This window comes from Epibacterium ulvae (genome assembly GCF_900102795.1).
In the GTDB taxonomy this organism is placed as follows: Bacteria; Pseudomonadota; Alphaproteobacteria; order Rhodobacterales; family Rhodobacteraceae; genus Epibacterium; species Epibacterium ulvae.
On record NZ_FMWG01000001.1, the window covers coordinates 463,063 to 478,251 of the forward strand.

The 15,189-nt window shown below is 50.2% G+C and carries 13 protein-coding genes; 12 read left to right on the forward strand and 1 reads right to left on the reverse strand.

Translation table 11 applies throughout. The features are described 5' to 3' along the window. Window positions 1-3: 3 nt before the first annotated feature. From BLP79_RS02180 to BLP79_RS02190, 3 genes are all read left to right on the forward strand, one after another. Window positions 4-1,092, forward strand: a complete 1,089-nt coding sequence (locus tag BLP79_RS02180) for an ATP phosphoribosyltransferase regulatory subunit (RefSeq protein ID WP_090215453.1) — start codon at window positions 4-6, stop codon at window positions 1,090-1,092. After that, entirely contained in the window at window positions 1,089-1,781 is a 693-nt protein-coding gene (gene hisG, locus BLP79_RS02185) for an ATP phosphoribosyltransferase (protein WP_090215460.1), read from the forward strand. The genes BLP79_RS02180 and hisG overlap by 4 nt, the downstream gene beginning before the upstream one ends. 125 nt (window positions 1,782-1,906) lie before the next feature. After that, entirely contained in the window at window positions 1,907-3,025 is a 1,119-nt protein-coding gene (locus BLP79_RS02190; RefSeq protein WP_090215461.1) for a cystathionine gamma-lyase, read from the forward strand. 31 nt (window positions 3,026-3,056) lie between these two features. Here BLP79_RS02190 and BLP79_RS02195 read toward each other — a convergent pair whose 3' ends face one another. Next, window positions 3,057-3,488 (reverse strand): DUF1489 family protein, encoded by a 432-nt coding sequence (locus tag BLP79_RS02195; RefSeq protein WP_090215464.1) that lies wholly within the window; start codon window positions 3,486-3,488, stop codon window positions 3,057-3,059. 193 nt (window positions 3,489-3,681) lie between these two features. Here BLP79_RS02195 and BLP79_RS02200 point away from each other — a divergent pair, with 193 nt between their 5' ends. The 9 genes from BLP79_RS02200 to BLP79_RS02240 all read left to right on the forward strand — a co-directional run bounded on the left by BLP79_RS02200 (window position 3,682) and on the right by BLP79_RS02240 (window position 15,139). Beyond that, entirely contained in the window at window positions 3,682-5,967 is a 2,286-nt protein-coding gene (locus tag BLP79_RS02200; protein ID WP_090215467.1) for an adenosylcobalamin-dependent ribonucleoside-diphosphate reductase, read from the forward strand. A 316-nt stretch (window positions 5,968-6,283) separates the two neighbouring features. Further along, window positions 6,284-7,081: an RNA polymerase sigma factor gene (locus BLP79_RS02205; protein WP_090215471.1), complete on the forward strand. Its 798-nt coding sequence runs from the start codon at window positions 6,284-6,286 to the stop codon at window positions 7,079-7,081. A gap of 2 nt (window positions 7,082-7,083) precedes the next feature. Then, on the forward strand, window positions 7,084-7,632 hold the full coding sequence (locus BLP79_RS02210; RefSeq protein WP_090215474.1) for a hypothetical protein: 549 nt from the start codon (window positions 7,084-7,086) through the stop codon (window positions 7,630-7,632). After that, window positions 7,619-11,065, forward strand: coding sequence for a UvrD-helicase domain-containing protein (locus BLP79_RS02215; protein ID WP_170830438.1), 3,447 nt, complete (start codon window positions 7,619-7,621; stop codon window positions 11,063-11,065). Before BLP79_RS02210 ends, BLP79_RS02215 begins: the two co-directional genes overlap by 14 nt. A gap of 85 nt (window positions 11,066-11,150) precedes the next feature. After that, complete coding sequence (locus BLP79_RS02220) at window positions 11,151-12,080, forward strand: multiubiquitin domain-containing protein (RefSeq protein WP_090215481.1); 930 nt, start codon at window positions 11,151-11,153, stop codon at window positions 12,078-12,080. Beyond that, on the forward strand, window positions 12,073-13,479 hold the full coding sequence (locus BLP79_RS02225; protein ID WP_090215484.1) for a ThiF family adenylyltransferase: 1,407 nt from the start codon (window positions 12,073-12,075) through the stop codon (window positions 13,477-13,479). The genes BLP79_RS02220 and BLP79_RS02225 overlap by 8 nt, the downstream gene beginning before the upstream one ends. A 4-nt stretch (window positions 13,480-13,483) precedes the next feature. Next, window positions 13,484-13,879, forward strand: a complete 396-nt coding sequence (locus BLP79_RS20340) for a ubiquitination-like system serine protease family protein (protein WP_090215486.1) — start codon at window positions 13,484-13,486, stop codon at window positions 13,877-13,879. A 260-nt stretch (window positions 13,880-14,139) separates the two neighbouring features. Further along, window positions 14,140-14,571, forward strand: a complete 432-nt coding sequence (locus BLP79_RS02235; protein WP_232716327.1) for an RNA 2'-phosphotransferase — start codon at window positions 14,140-14,142, stop codon at window positions 14,569-14,571. Window positions 14,572-14,905: 334 nt separating this feature from the next. Next, on the forward strand, window positions 14,906-15,139 hold the full coding sequence (locus tag BLP79_RS02240; RefSeq protein WP_090215490.1) for a helix-turn-helix domain-containing protein: 234 nt from the start codon (window positions 14,906-14,908) through the stop codon (window positions 15,137-15,139). Window positions 15,140-15,189 lie beyond the last annotated feature (50 nt).

Below are 15,189 nucleotides of genomic sequence, written 5' to 3' on the forward strand. Positions count from 1 at the left end.
ACCATGGCAAATCGATCAGATATACTTTCTCGTGCGCAACGGTTTCGCACCAGTTTTGAAGCGGCGGGTGCGGTTTTGGTGGAGCCTCCGATCCTGCAGCCTTCCGATGCGCTTTTGGATCTATATGGCGAAGACATTCGTGCACGGGCTTATGTCACATCAGATGCCTTGCGCGGCGAGCAGATGCTGCGCCCGGATTTTACGGTGCCTGTTGTTCAGATGCATATGCGCGAAGGCGCAGAACCTGCACGCTATACCTATGCAGGGGAAGTGTTCCGGCGTCAGGAACAAGACACAGAGCGCGCCAATGAATATGTGCAAGTTGGGTATGAGGTCTTTGACCGTGTTAACCCAGCGGCGTCAGATGCAGAAGTGTTTGCACTGATCACATTGCAGCTTCGTGATCTGCCTCTGCGCGCCATCTGTGGTGATATTGGTATTTTAAAAGCCGCTGTGCAGGGTCTGAAAACGACGGACTTACGCAAGGCAGCGCTGATGCGCCACATATGGCGGCCGCGTCGTTTTAAATGCTTGCTTGATCAATTTTCGGGTCGCATCGATGTGCATCCCAGCCGACAGGCGCTTCTCTCGACTGAGGGGTGTGTAACCGGGACGGCACCTGAAATCGGGAAGCGCAGCTCGGTTGATATAGATGCGCGAGTCGAACAATTGCGTGCCGATGCACAGGCACCTGCGATTGATGAGCATGAAGTCGCTGCGCTCGAAGCGCTTTTGAATGTGCGTGAGACGATCCCTTTTGCAATCGAACAGCTGCGCGATGTTGCTGTTGATTTACCTGCAATTTTACCTGCGCTGGAGCAGCTGGATGCGCGTGCAAATGCGATGCGCGCGCGTGGCATTGATGTTGAGACGCTTGAATTCGAGGCCTCTTATGGGCGAACTTCGATGGAGTACTACGACGGGTTTGTCTTTGGCTTTTATGCCCGGGGGCGCCCTGATCTGCCTGCCATTGCCTTGGGGGGGCGTTATGATGCGCTGACCCGTCAACTGGGGCAGGGGAGTGAAATTCCGGCGGTTGGCGGTGTCTTGCGTCCTGATCTCATCCTGCAGCTTGAGGAGGAGACAGTATGAGCCTCAAACTTGGTGTACCGTCTAAAGGGCGGTTGATGGAAAAGACGTTTGACTGGTTTGCAAAGCGTGGTGTGACACTTTCACGTACTGGATCTGACCGTGAATATGCTGGTCGTGTGGATGGTATCGGCGGTGTTGAGCTGGTGCTTTTATCCGCAGGAGAAGTGCCACGGGAACTGGCTGTGGGAAACATTCATCTTGGTGTGACCGGAACGGACCTTGTTCATGAGAAACTTGCCCGTTGGGAACAGCAGGTTGAAGAAATTGCACCGCTCGGCTTTGGACATGCTGATCTGATCTTGGCTGTGCCGCAGTTCTGGATTGACGTGGAAACGCTGGATGATCTGGATAGTGTCGCGGCGGAATTCCGTTCAAAATACGGTCATCGTTTGCGGATCGCGACAAAGTATCACCGTCTGGTGCGAGAATTCCTGACAGATACAGGTGTTGCGGATTACCAGCTGGTCGACAGTCAGGGCGCGACTGAAGGGACTGTTAAGAATGAAACCGCTGAGATGATTGCGGATATCACTTCTACCGGTGAAACGCTGCGCGCGAACCATTTGAAAATCCTGTCCAATGGTTTGATCCTAAAGTCGCAAGCCACGATCTGGCGCAGTCGGGTTGCCTCCTATACCGCAGAAGAAAAAGACACGCTTAAGCAATTTATCCAGATGCTTTCTGTCTAAGCAAATCTGTTTGCCAAGGGCGCGTTTGAACAGTTTCAGGCGCGCCCTTTGTGTTTCATGCTTGTACTTTTTGAGCGGAGCCGGTTTTGATGGCACGATAACGCAATCGCTCAAAGGACAGGCAAATGGCAGGCCCACATGACACACGTTCCACAGTAGATTTGGGCGCTATGTTGCATCTGCGGGGGCAAGCACTGGAAAAAGGTGCGCCTATTGCGCTGCCTTTGGTTTCTAGCTCTATGTATCATTTGCCTGGTTTACCAGATGGATCCGCGGCTTATGGACGTGCGGACAATCCCACGTGGGAGCATCTGGAGCATATGCTTAGCCATTTGGAACAAGCAGAGGCGATTAGCTTTCCCTCTGGAATGGCAGCCATCGCCGCGGCGTTATTTGCAACTCTCAAGACGGGGGATCGCCTGCTGATCCCGTCAGATGGGTATTATGTGACACGGCGTCTGTCTGATCGCTTTTTGTCTCGCCTTGGTGTTGAAATTGTAGAACGTCCGACTGCGCGATTCAGTGAAGGGGGCTTTGAAGGCTTTGCTGTTGTTTATTTAGAAACGCCGTCAAACCCTGGCCTTGATATGATGGATTTGGCTGCGGTTGCAGCGGATGTGCGGGCTGCAGGTGGGGTTACGATTGCAGACAACACAACGATGACGCCTTTGGGGCAGCGCCCGCTTGATCTTGGTATCGATATCGTTGTCGCTTCGGATACCAAAGCGATGGGGGGGCACTCTGATCTGCTCATGGGGCATATCGCCAGTCGTCGTTCCGACCTGATTGAAGCAATGAGAGAATGGCGGACATTTTCAGGCTCTATTCCTGGGGCGCAGCCGGCATGGTTGCTCCATCGCGGCATGGAGACGTTGGATGTACGGTTTGATCGTATGTGCACCTCTGCTCAAATCTTGGCAGAGCGCCTATCTGCGCTGCAAGGCGCACCAAAGCTGCGCTATCCAGGACTGCCTGGTGATTCTGCCTATGTTTTGTCGCAGAAACAATGCCTGCGTCATGGGTTTTTGATGTCTTTGACCTTTGAGACTGAAGCCAAAGCAGAGGCCTTTATCAACACGTGTGCCTTGATCCGCCCAGCAACCTCATTTGGTGGTGTACATACGTCGGCTGAGCGTCGCGCACGTTGGGGCGATGCAGTCCCTGCGGGGTTTGTACGACTTTCTGTTGGAGTGGAGCCTGTCGAGGAGCTGTGGAACGCAATTTGCGATGCTTTGCCTGATTAGGGTCTGGCAGCAAAGCCTGTGATAGATTTGCCTAGAGCACGCCAATTTCTGCAAGAGCTTGAGACAGCTCGGGAGGGAGTGGATCTTCGGTTGTGGATCCTTTTGTGAGATCCGCTGGACTATCTTCGGTTTTGAGATAGCGCCAGCCTTGAAAAGGGCGTTTGGGGGCGGTTTGTGTGCTGTGTACTTTAGGTTCCAGAACAATCGCGCAACGCCTTACGCCGTCTTCTGATGTTACCTCATCTAATCGTAAAATGCGTTGTCGACATTGGATCAACCCTTTGATGACCCAGTAAATTGAGCCACCATTCAGGAGTTCTGCTTCACGCTTTGGCCACATGCGGGTTATGTGGCGCGGGCAGCCATCTGTCCAATTCTTGCGATGAAGATCTTGCCAGGCCTGAAGGGTTTCCACGCTCTCGCTTCCTACTGAAAGTTTGACGAGGTTTACGGTCTTGTCCACAGGTTATCCCCAGAGTCGTTCAACATGAATACGAGTTATATATAGTAGCTCTAGAATTGCTGCAGACAAGGTCTTGTGGTATTCTGAGAAAAGAATTGCTCGAGCAGTAAATTTCTCGTTGAGAAAATTCAAAGCTGCAGCTATCAGCTTCTGCTACTCTGACTGCCTCAAATTCATAAGGAATCACACCCAAATGAGCCGCTTTGCTGCCCCCATTGCCGAACAAATCTGGGATATGAAATACCGCTTTAAGAATGCGGATGGATCTCCGATTGATGTGACCGTAGAGGACAGTTGGCGCCGGATTGCGCGCGATCTGGCACGTGCAGAAAAAGATCCTGCAGCTTGGGAAGTGAAATTTTATGAGGCGCTGGAGGATTTTAAATATCTTCCTGCCGGACGGATTACAGCAGGTGCGGGCACCGCGCGGCAGGTGACGCTGTTTAACTGTTTTGTGATGGGCACAGTTCCCGACAGCATGTCTGGCATTTTTGATATGTTAAAAGAAGCCGCGCTGACCATGCAGCAGGGCGGCGGTATTGGGTATGATTTCTCAACCATCCGCCCACGTGGGGCTGATGTAAAAGGTGTTGCTGCAGATGCCTCTGGTCCATTGTCCTTTATGGACGTGTGGGATGCGATGTGCCGCACGATTATGTCAGCCGGGTCACGCCGGGGCGCGATGATGGCGACCATGCGGTGTGATCATCCGGATGTAGAAGATTTTATCACTGCAAAAGCGGATTCAGCGCGCCTGCGCATGTTTAACATGTCCGTGCTTATCACCGATCCATTTATGGAAGCGGTGAAAGCAGATGGATCATGGGAATTAGTCTTTGACGGCAAAGTGTATCAGACCGTTCAGGCACGTGACCTGTGGAATAAGATCATGCAGGCGACGTATGACTATGCCGAGCCTGGGGTGATCTTTATTGACCGCATCAATAAATCCAACAACCTGAATTACGTAGAGCAGATCGCAGCGACCAACCCGTGTGGTGAGCAACCTTTGCCACCTTATGGGGCGTGTTTGCTTGGCTCGGTTAATCTGGCGCGTTTGGTAACAAATCCTTTTGAAACCAATGCAGAGCTTGACCCCGAAGCGCTTAAAGAACTCGTTGGCACGGCTGTGCGGATGATGGACAATGTGGTAGATGTTTCCAAATTCCCATTAGATGCGCAAGCACAGGAAGCGAAGAACAAACGCCGGATTGGTCTGGGAGTTACCGGGCTGGCAGATGCGTTGCTGATGCTGGGTCTGAGATATGGTTCTGACGAGGCGGCGCGTCAAACCGACCGCTGGTTGCACGCGATCGCGCGCGCCGCATATCTGGCGTCGGTGGATTTGGCAAAAGAAAAAGGCGCGTTCCCTTTGTTCGATGCTGAGGCATATCTGGCCTCAGGCAATATGATGAATATGGACGAGGATGTGCGCAATGCCATCCGTGAGAATGGCATTCGCAATGCCTTGCTGACCTCGATTGCACCAACGGGTACAATCTCATTATACGCTGGGAATGTCTCCTCCGGGATCGAGCCCGTCTTTGCATATGCTTATACGCGCAAGGTTTTACAGAAAGACGGCAGCCGCACCGAAGAGGAGGTTGTCGACTATGCTGTTCAGCTCTGGCGCGATAAATTCGGCGAAAAAACCTTGCCCGAGTATTTTGTGAATGCGCAAACCTTGGCGCCCAGCGATCATGTGAAAATGCAAGCAGCAGCGCAGAAATGGATCGACTCGTCGATTTCAAAAACCATTAACTGTCCCGAGGATATCTCATTTGATGATTTCAAAGATGTCTATATGCAGGCTTGGGATCAGGGATGTAAGGGGTGCACCACTTATCGCCCTAATGATGTGACGGGATCGGTCTTGTCGGTTTCTGAAAGCTCAGAAAAAGCGCCGGGTGAAGGTGCGGAAGCCCCCCAAGCGACAACAGGCGCAGATGTGGTCTATATGTCAGATCCACTGGATCGGCCACAGTCTTTGGAAGGCTCTACCTACAAGTTGAAGTGGCCAGATTCTGAGCATGCGATCTACTTGACAATCAATGATATTATAATTGGTGGACACCGCCGCCCGTTCGAAGTGTTTATCAACTCCAAAAATATGGAGCACTATGCTTGGACGCTTGCTCTAACCCGGATGATCTCAGCCGTGTTCCGTCGCGGCGGCGATGTGTCTTTTGTGGTAGAAGAGCTGAAAGCCGTGTTCGACCCTCGTGGCGGTGCCTGGGTTCAGGGCAAATACATTCCATCCATTCTTGCTGCGATCGGTGGTGTGATTGAGACTCATATGGTGAAAACGGGATTTATCGAAGGGGAAGGTATGGGATTGAAGTCCGACCCTAAGGCGGAAGTCGTAAATCTTACAGAAGCCCCTCGTGGTAAGGCTTGCCCATCTTGCGGCGAATACAGTTTGCAAATGGTTGAAGGATGTATGACCTGCACAAGTTGTGGTTTTTCCAAGTGTGGCTAGATTTATGGGCCGTGTAGTTGTGTGTGTGGAACGACACATAAGGTGACACTTATTGACGCCGAGTTGCCACTTCTCGGCGTCAAACCTGCAATTTTTATGACAACCTTTTGCGTGCGCCATCATTTGTATTGCAACTGGTGAAAAGTGAAAATTCGGTGCAGTTGCCGGTATGGCTTCCTATGTTGGATAAAAGCAAACTCGCACTCAAAACTTCGTTGCAGCAAGTTTTTTCCAATTTTGGCAAATATATGATGGAGATCAACATAAGATTGCATCACATTATATTTATTCAATTTGAGGAATTGACGATCTAACAATGAATGAGTTTGACGAGTTACCCCCGCTCCGTAAGACAACCATATCAGGTCGTGTTCAAGTCCGACGTGCACGTACCGTCGAGCAAATCCAACGCGCAAAAAAGCACGGTTATGCTAATCTCTTGGAACGGGTGGAGATCAATGACAGATCTTCTCCTGACTACGTTGTGTCTGAAGTTCTCGTCTTCTTGATGAGGGAAACCAAGACGCACAACAACCGCGCTCTTTTTGACAAGCTCTTTTTCGTTCTGTGGCAACGCATTAAACGGTCCTTCCCGTGGTACATCCCCGGTCAGGATGGCACAGATGATTCAAGCCAGCTTCAAATGGAAGACATGGTCTTAGATAGCTTGGGAGCCCTGATTGCGAGTGATCAGGCTGACTATGATGAAGACTTAGACTATTATGAAGTCAGTTTTGACCAGGCCATAAAGTTTGATCGGATAGATGCATGGCGTTCGGTCATGGGTAACGCCGCAAAGCGTGTTTCAATGACAACTGGTGATGAGGAAGAGCGTCTGACAGCCGAGGTAAAAACTGCACTCACAAAAATGGCGAGTGATGATTTTGTTGAAAACGAAGAAAAAATTTACCTGAAAGAGTCATTGCGTGCGATTAGCCAACTCCCAGAGAAGGAAAGGGAGGTTATGCTGTACAAGATGAAGCAATACCCCATTGAGTCGACTGACCCATCCATCATTTCAATTTCATCAATCCTGAAGTGTACGCCGAAGACTGTTCAAAATCGTCTCAAGTCAGCGCGCTCCAGAATTAAGAAGATGTTAGGGGAGGAATAATGATGCCCAAGAATCTTACAAAAGAGGATGTCCTGCGTTCGTTCTCCATTGAGGAAGATCAGTCCAAGGAAACGCTTGATGCCTACCTTAAGCAATACCCTCAGTTCGCTTTGAATCTTATTGAGCTGTCGCTTGAGCTTGAGCTACTTGAGCCTCGATCATCCGACGCAGATGAAGGCGTTGAAACCAACCCAATAGACACATCACAGGTGAAAGCCGCTTTAAGCGGTGAAAATGCCAAAGGGATTGCAAAAGAGTTAGGATTCCCACGCGCTGTTGTCGCCGCATTTAGAGATAGAGTTTTTGCACCAGAAACGCTGCCTCAGTCGCTAGTGCGCCGAACCGCATCTGCTGCTTCAATCGGCAAAGCACAGCTTTTAGCTTATTTGTGCATGCCAACGCATATGCCTTCCGGTCTCTCAATGAAAGCGACGGGTAAGCCTGAGGAGATGGAGAAGATTTCATTTTCAGATTTTGTTGCGGACTTGGGTCTTGATGAGACGCAGAAGGCACGGCTCTACGACGGCGGTTACGACAATGGATCCAATTGAGCGGGGTAGACAACGCGCTGACGAGCTTCATAAAGAGATAGTTGCAACTGGCGTTGACCCATCTGACTTAATGGGCATCGCTCTAGCTGCTGTAGGCATTTGCGGAAAATACGATGTTGAAGTTCAAAAGGCCAAGCCGGGGAGCGCTCCTTTAAAGGGATGTCACGCTTACCTCGACACGGACCTTGCTGTACTTGTCTATGCCGAAACAGGTGACACTTTTCTTGATGCATTTCATGTTGCTCATGAGGTTGGCCACTTGGAATTTGGAGGCCAAGTCCACACTGACACCGAAATCGAACCGGACCCTCTACGGCCGACAGAGGTAGCTTCTGTTGGCGTTGAACGTGTTGTTGATTACGGTCGCCGGCAACGGCGCGAAGTCCAAATGGATCTGTTTGCGCGCGAGCTACTATTTCCAAGGTCACTTGCTAGGACGATGCACCTAAATGATCTAAAATCGGCGTCTAGTATTTCAGCAGAACTGGGCATTCCATTTGCGGTCACCGCAATGCAGATCATGGATGCTATTTTGCTGCCGGTGCGACCTCCGTTCGTAGCGAAAGCACCGACACCCAAGCCCCTCAACGACGTTCAAACCAGGGCCGCAGAACATCGCGGGTCACCTTTCTTACTTGAAGCAGGTCCGGGGACCGGAAAAACACAAACTCTGGTTGGCCGGATCACGTCATTGCGCGATGAAGGTGCAGACCCCGAACGGCTGCTTGTACTGACCTATTCCAACAAAGCTGCCGGAGAAATGTTGGAACGCATCACCTCAGCATGGCCGGAGGCCGCAGGCAAGATGTGGGTAGGCACGTTTCATTCGTTTGGTTTGGACTTGATCCGTCGTTTCTACGACAAGTTGGGATTGCCGGACAATCCCGTGATGATGGATCAAACTGAAGCGATTGAGCTTCTTGAAATTGAATATGCACATCTAGATTTGACCCGTTTTCGCGACCTTTGGGATCCCACAGACAAACTACGTTCCATTTTATCAGCCATTTCACGTGCAAAGGACGAGGTTGTTGATGCTCAGAAGTACGCTAATTTAGCAACTGCGATGGTGGATGAGATTGATCCGTCGGACGAAGTTCGTAAAAAGTCAGCACTTATTTGCGAAGAAGTAGCAAAGGTCTACGAGGTCTACGAGCGTCTCAAAAAACAGCGCAACAAGCTAGATTTTGGGGATCTGGTGGCACTACCGGTAGGCCTGTTTGAAAGTGACCCAATCGCACGCAGCCTGATTCAATCTGAATATGACCACGTCTTGGTCGATGAATATCAGGACGTAAACCGGGCTAGCGTTCGCTTGCTAAAAGCAGTTGTTGGAAACGGGGAGAACTTGTGGGTTGTGGGTGATGCGAAACAATCGATCTACAGATTTCGAGGTGCGTCATCGTACAATTTGATAAGATTCGATACGGAAGATTTTCCCAACGGAGCACGTGCAGAGCTAACGACGAACTATCGATCAAGCGATGAGATCTGCAAGGCATTCGAAACCTTTGCCCGCTCTGGAATGCGCAATGCTCCGGCATCATTCAAGGTCGATGCGGCTCGTGGCGCGCTTAAATCAAAACCTCAGTTCATACGTGCACGTAACAAGGATGACGAGATCGAGGTCTTAGCGAAATCTATCCAGGCGGTTCATCAAACTGGTGTGCCTTACCAAGATCAAGCAGTCCTGTGCAAAGGAAACGAACGATTGGCAGCTCTCGCTGCTGGCCTGGAGGAACGGGGGATTCCCGCCCTCTTCCTTGGGCCATTGTTTGAACGCGATGAAATACGAGAATTAATGTCACTGCTCTCGCTCGCGGTTGAGGCACGACCCATGGGTTTGGTCAAAGTAGCCTGCATGAAATCGTTCGAAATGGAACTTAATGATGTTGAGATGATCGTTTTAGCGATGCGGGAGGCAAGCATTGATCGTTTAGGTTTGTGGCCTGAGTTTGATACGACCAACTTGGCACTTTCCTCTACCGGCCGCGTTGGCTTCGAACGGCTTCAAGCAGTTTTCAAAGATATAGGGCCTGCGACAGATCCTTGGGACCTTCTGACCAGGGTTCTTCTAGATGACACGCATCACCTTGCTGATCTGGCCAAAGGAACCACTGCTTCGAATAGGAATGCATCAATTGCCATTTGGCAATTCATGAACTTTCTGCGGACCTTTCCGAGAGAGGGGGATGGATATCCCATCCAGAGATTGATGAACCATGTTCGACGCATCGCGTTGTTGGCCGATGACCGTGATTTACGGCAGTTACCAGATGCGGCGCAGGAGGTAGATGCGGTACGCCTGATGACCATGCATGGCAGCAAAGGATTAGAGTTCCCTGTAGTCCATGTTCCAAGCCTGACAAAGGACTCGATCCCAATTGGGTTTAGCGGATTTACCAAGCCGCTAGACCCACCAGATGGTATGATCGAGGGAGTTGCTGGTCCGGGGATCGATGCCTTGCGAGAAGGGCATGAAGAAGAACAAGAATGTTTGTTTTTTGTTGCGATGTCTCGCGCCGAAGACCAACTCTATCTTTATGCGGCGACTGAAACGATCGCGAAAGGCAATACTTCCGGGCGAAACCGACCTTCTTCTCCATTCGTGTCTCTGCTTGGCGACACTATTGAAACACCGCCTGTCGATGGAACAACTGCTCGAACATCGAGAAACGCTAGCCCAATTGGGGTAAATTTTGATGCACCATTGGAATTGTATCCTGCGATTCCAGATCAATATATGGCTTGCCCGAGGAAGGTCTTCTATACTCACATCATGAAGCTGGGTGGGCGGCGGCGAGAAACACCGTTCATGCTCATGCATAACACTGTCCAAAAATTTGTAGATACGGTCAAAACCATGCATGGGACTGCTCTTGCTTGGGCAAATGTAGCAGGCCACTTTGAACAGGCATGGGTCGAAGAAGGTCCGACAGAGAACCCGTACTGCAACGACTACAAATCGATTGCCCATGATCTGTGTCAGTTCTTCATTGCTAACCATGCAGGATTGCAAGGTGTGGAACCGCCCAAGTTGGAATACCACTTTGGCGATTGTTACGTCGTTTTGCGCCCTGACGAAGCACATACCATTTCATCCCCGTCAAAGACTCTGAGACGAATCAGGACAGGTCGTATGCAGCGTAAGCCGCTCGACAATCTTGAAATTTGTATGTTGTTTCTGGCATCAGAGATTGACCCAAGTATCTCCGGAGCCGAGATGTTGTTTCTAACAAGCCACGATCTTTTTCCAGTGGAACTCAAAACTCAGATGGCTAAGAACCGGGTTTCCAAATTGCACGGCTTAGGTAAGGCTTTCCATCAAGGTAGGTTTGAGACCAACCCAGATGATCGCTGCCCAAACTGCTCAAACTACTTTGTCTGCGGTAAATTACCGGCCGGTACGGTGCGTAAAAAAAATCTTAATTAATTTTTACCGACTCTCAGAAATTGAGTCGATTGACCCATTGCAAGCAGGGACAGGCAGTTCGTGCATAACATAAAGGGTCATTCAAATGGCAGACGAAAACAACAATTCTCCAATCATGGAGTTCGACGATATCGGTGACGCTGTACGCGGTCATCGTCCTTTGCATAAGGCACGTAAGTACCGTGTTGATGTTGCAGACGAAACTTTGAAAACCACAAAGATCAAACTTGATGATCCTATCCCGCTGGGTCGTCAAATTTTGGAGGCTGTTGGGGCACATCCTGTAGAAGAACATGGCTTAATCGCTGTCTTGGGCAATGGCGACTTTGAAGACATCAGCCTCGATGAGCCATTCGATCTTCGCGGGCGTGGCGCAGAAAAGGTCATCTACTTCATGACCGACCGTAGCTTCAAATTCAAAATCGATCATCGTGACTTGGAATGGGGCAAATCGCTCATCAGTGGCTTCGTTCTCAAAAAATTGGCGTCTCTGCCCGCCGGGTACGATCTTTACATGGAAGTACCTGGAGGTAAGGGCCACGATGAATTGATCGAAGACTGCGCTGTTATCAACTTGGGTGAACGCGGCGTTGAACGTTTCATCACCGTTATGGCGGAAACGACGGAGGGGCTTGAGCCCCTCCCACCCAAGGATCGCGAGTATCTTGAAGCAGAAGGGTTTTCGTATGAATTTCAAACTCACGGCGGGCAAGCTGGGGTTATCATCAAGGATTTTCCACTTCCAGAAAATGCCTATAACAATGATACCGCCGACTTGCTAATCCTATTGCCACGCGGTTATCCGGACGCCCGTCCAGATATGTTTTTTGTCGATCCATGGCTCAAGTTAAAGAAGACGGGCGCAGAGGCACGGTGCGCGAATGTACCACATGTCTTTGGTAATCGCACATGGCAACGCTGGTCGCGTCATAGCACAGCCTGGCGTCCAGGGATTGATGGTTTGCATACAATGGTGGCACGCGCTCGATGTGCGTTGGAGAAAGGCCATGTATAAACTTGAATTGGATGCAGTCCTACAATCTGCTCATTTTGAACTGATCGAAAGGCTATTGGATACGTCTGATGGGTCAGAAGCTTCTGCGTATATGTTGTTTGGAAATTCAGAAATCACAGCCGACCCTTGGTCTGGAGCACCTCGTTTGCGTGTTGTGTCCCACAAATTTGTCCCAATCGCAGAAACAGAGAAAGTCAGCTCGTCAGCTCGTCATGTGACTTGGTCGACTGGCGGATTTATGCGCCTTCTATCTAAGGCCAAGTCGGAAGGTCTAATTCCAGCATTGGTTCATACCCATCCGCGTGGCGTGGCCCGTTTCTCAAGTCAGGATGACAAAAACGAGAAGGGCCTCGCTCGTACGGCGTTTGTTAAAGGTGTAAAAGGGCTTCTCAGCATCGTTATCGACGGAGGACATAGTATCGCAGTACGGTTATGGACCCCTGATGGCGGATGTCATGAAATCAAGCGCGTAACGTCTGTTGGGCCAAAAGTTCGATTTTTGACGAGCCTTTCACTCGATACGGCAGATAACCGAGTGCTGGATCGTCAGGCACGTTTGTTCGGCTCGTCCTTCAACGATGTAATTAGTCAACTTCGCATAGGCGTGGTTGGAGCTGGCGCTACTGGTAGTGCTGTAGCGACGCTTTTGATCCGGTTAGGCTTTGGACGCGTCTTAGTCGTAGACAAGGATGTTCTAGAGCTGAGTAATCTAAATCGAGTTCATGGTGCACGCCGTTGCGATGTGCAGGCAGAACTCACCAAAGTAAAAAATATTGCACGTTTGGCGGCTGAAACTAACTTGGGTCCTAAAGTGATAGCGTTGCAATCATGGGCCGGTTCGCAAGAATCCCGTGATGCATTGAAGTCCTGTGATGTTGTATTTGGTGCGACCGATGATCATTCGGGGCGGATATTCTTGAACCGTTTGGCACGCTTTTACAGCATTCCCTTGATCGATTTGGGGTTGCGCATGAAGCGCCATGAGGATGGCCATGTTGACGTGTTTGGTCGCGTCACAACGTTTGTTGAAGGGCATCGGTGCTTGATGTGCCATGGGATAATTGATCCTCAAAAGGCAGCAGATGAAGCGCTTGAGCGCGATGACCCTGACAATTTTCATAAGCTAAAGGAAGAAGCTTACATCCTAGGTGGCGGGGATCCTTCACCTGCAGTTGTGACTTTTACCACAGAAGTGGCTTGCATGGCTGTAAATGAACTTGTCGCCGCGCTGACTTCGTTTCAGGGCCCACATGGTATGACCCCGCACAGGGTCCGCAGATTTCATGCCCAAGACGATAGGTTCCCTTCTGCCTCGCCTAGTCCTGATTGTCCGATTTGCAGCCAAACCGATGTACTTGGTCGCGCAGACGTGGAGCCCTTTTTAGGGACAGTGGGGTAAGACCATGCTAGTCAAATTGCTCAAGGTGCTTCGGTGGCTGAGGTTGCTGAAAACGGATTTTGTTGTGGTTGAGCAAGAAGTGTTTCCGGATGAGGGGAGTGTTAGTCGAGGAGACCTCGTTGTTGTTCGCTCAGGTGAAGTATCGAAATGGGCGTGCATGCGTTGCCCTGGGGGATGCGGTAAACAGATTTCATTGTCGTTGAATCCGGCTCGGCGGCCAAGATGGGGAGTATCCATTGACTACTGGCTCAGGCCAACTTTGGCTCCGTCGATCCATCAGAAGAATGAATGTGGTTGCCATTTTTTGCTGCAAAATGGGAAGGTGAGATGGTGCAAAGATGGTCGTCCAAAAGGTCAGGCCAATTCGCCAGCGAAAACAGGTGCACGGCAAAGGACCTAGTCTTCAATATTCCCAGTCTAGCAACGACAGAAACCAAAGGACGATGCATATGTCGTTAAAACCCAAGTGCTGTACCTATTCGTCAAAGTCTTCTTCGGGAAATCTGCACCGCACCGTTAGATCCGCCGGCCAATGTCCGGTAAGTTGCAATTCAGTGAGTGTCTTCTTGAGAAGATGAAGCTTGATCACTGGTCAGTGTATTTCCTTAGAGGTTGAGTTGGTTATAAGAGGCAACAAACAAAAGCGTATTTGTGCTTATCATGAGTAGAGAGAGCAAATTTCTAAGTCTGGTGCTTCGGCACAAACCTGAAGAAATTGATCTTCAGCTTGATAATCATGGGTGGGCTCGCGTTGACGAGTTGCTGCGAAAGCTTAAGAAATCCGGTCGGAAACTCAGCCACGATGAGCTTATTGAGATTGTCGAAACCAGCGACAAGAAACGCTTTACTCTGTCTGAGGACGGAAAGCGTATCAGAGCGGCACAAGGTCATTCGATTGAGGTAGATCTTGGTCTGAAGCCTCAGCAGCCTCCATGCGAGTTGTATCATGGAACGGCCAGCGCGAACTTGGATGCGATCTTTTCAAATGGTCTGTTGCCGGGGAAGCGTCAGCAGGTTCATCTGTCTCTTGATCCAGATACCGCTGAACGTGTCGGGCAGCGCCATGGTCGGCCGGTTGTCTTGCGCGTTTAAGCTCAGCGGATGTTTGACGACGGGTTTGAGTTTTTCCGCGCCGACAATGGTGTCTGGCTTACCGATGCGGTGCCTGCATGCTATTTGGGCTTCGGTCAGATGTCAGAGCAGTAGAGCTAGGCGGATTTACGAGCGGTCGCAAAAGTCGCAGGCGCAGATGCAATAAGTTAATAGTCGTTTTGATTATTAACTAACTCATTGAATTAATATTATAAATTATGAATTTTGCACTTGATTTATCTTGTGCGTCTCCCCCGGGATTGTATTGTGTACACGAGGTGACACCAGATCTGGTGCACTTGAAAGATAGCAGATTTCTGAGGCAGGCGATTCAATGGATGAACAGCGCACGGATGCAGAAACTCTGAAGTACCAGCTTAAGATGGCTGGATTTGCGCTGTCTGATGTAGCCGAGAGCGTCGGAGTCTCACGTAGTCTTGTAAGCAAAGTAATCCATCGCAGCCGGAGTTCAGAACCGGTTCAAGAATTCATTGCGAAACAGATCGGGAAGTCAGTCGGAGAACTGTTTGGCACGGATAAGCCAAAAAAGGAGAACCCGGATGAATAAATAAGCAACCCCCGGGAAGACGAAAACCCTCTTTCGTCCATGACGATCGA

Excerpts from the sequence above, each read along its gene's own strand:
- BLP79_RS02180 (WP_090215453.1), top strand. The coding sequence starts at position 4 with ATGGCAAATCGATCAGATATACTTTCTCGTGCGCAACGGTTTCGCACC.
- hisG (WP_090215460.1), top strand. The coding sequence starts at position 1,089 with ATGAGCCTCAAACTTGGTGTACCGTCTAAAGGGCGGTTGATGGAAAAG.
- BLP79_RS02190 (WP_090215461.1), top strand. The coding sequence starts at position 1,907 with ATGGCAGGCCCACATGACACACGTTCCACAGTAGATTTGGGCGCTATG.
- BLP79_RS02200 (WP_090215467.1), top strand. The coding sequence starts at position 3,682 with ATGAGCCGCTTTGCTGCCCCCATTGCCGAACAAATCTGGGATATGAAA.
- BLP79_RS02205 (WP_090215471.1), top strand. The coding sequence starts at position 6,284 with ATGAATGAGTTTGACGAGTTACCCCCGCTCCGTAAGACAACCATATCA.
- BLP79_RS02210 (WP_090215474.1), top strand. The coding sequence starts at position 7,084 with ATGCCCAAGAATCTTACAAAAGAGGATGTCCTGCGTTCGTTCTCCATT.
- BLP79_RS02215 (WP_170830438.1), top strand. The coding sequence starts at position 7,619 with ATGGATCCAATTGAGCGGGGTAGACAACGCGCTGACGAGCTTCATAAA.
- BLP79_RS02220 (WP_090215481.1), top strand. The coding sequence starts at position 11,151 with ATGGCAGACGAAAACAACAATTCTCCAATCATGGAGTTCGACGATATC.
- BLP79_RS02225 (WP_090215484.1), top strand. The coding sequence starts at position 12,073 with ATGTATAAACTTGAATTGGATGCAGTCCTACAATCTGCTCATTTTGAA.
- BLP79_RS20340 (WP_090215486.1), top strand. The coding sequence starts at position 13,484 with ATGCTAGTCAAATTGCTCAAGGTGCTTCGGTGGCTGAGGTTGCTGAAA.
- BLP79_RS02235 (WP_232716327.1), top strand. The coding sequence starts at position 14,140 with ATGAGTAGAGAGAGCAAATTTCTAAGTCTGGTGCTTCGGCACAAACCT.
- BLP79_RS02240 (WP_090215490.1), top strand. The coding sequence starts at position 14,906 with ATGGATGAACAGCGCACGGATGCAGAAACTCTGAAGTACCAGCTTAAG.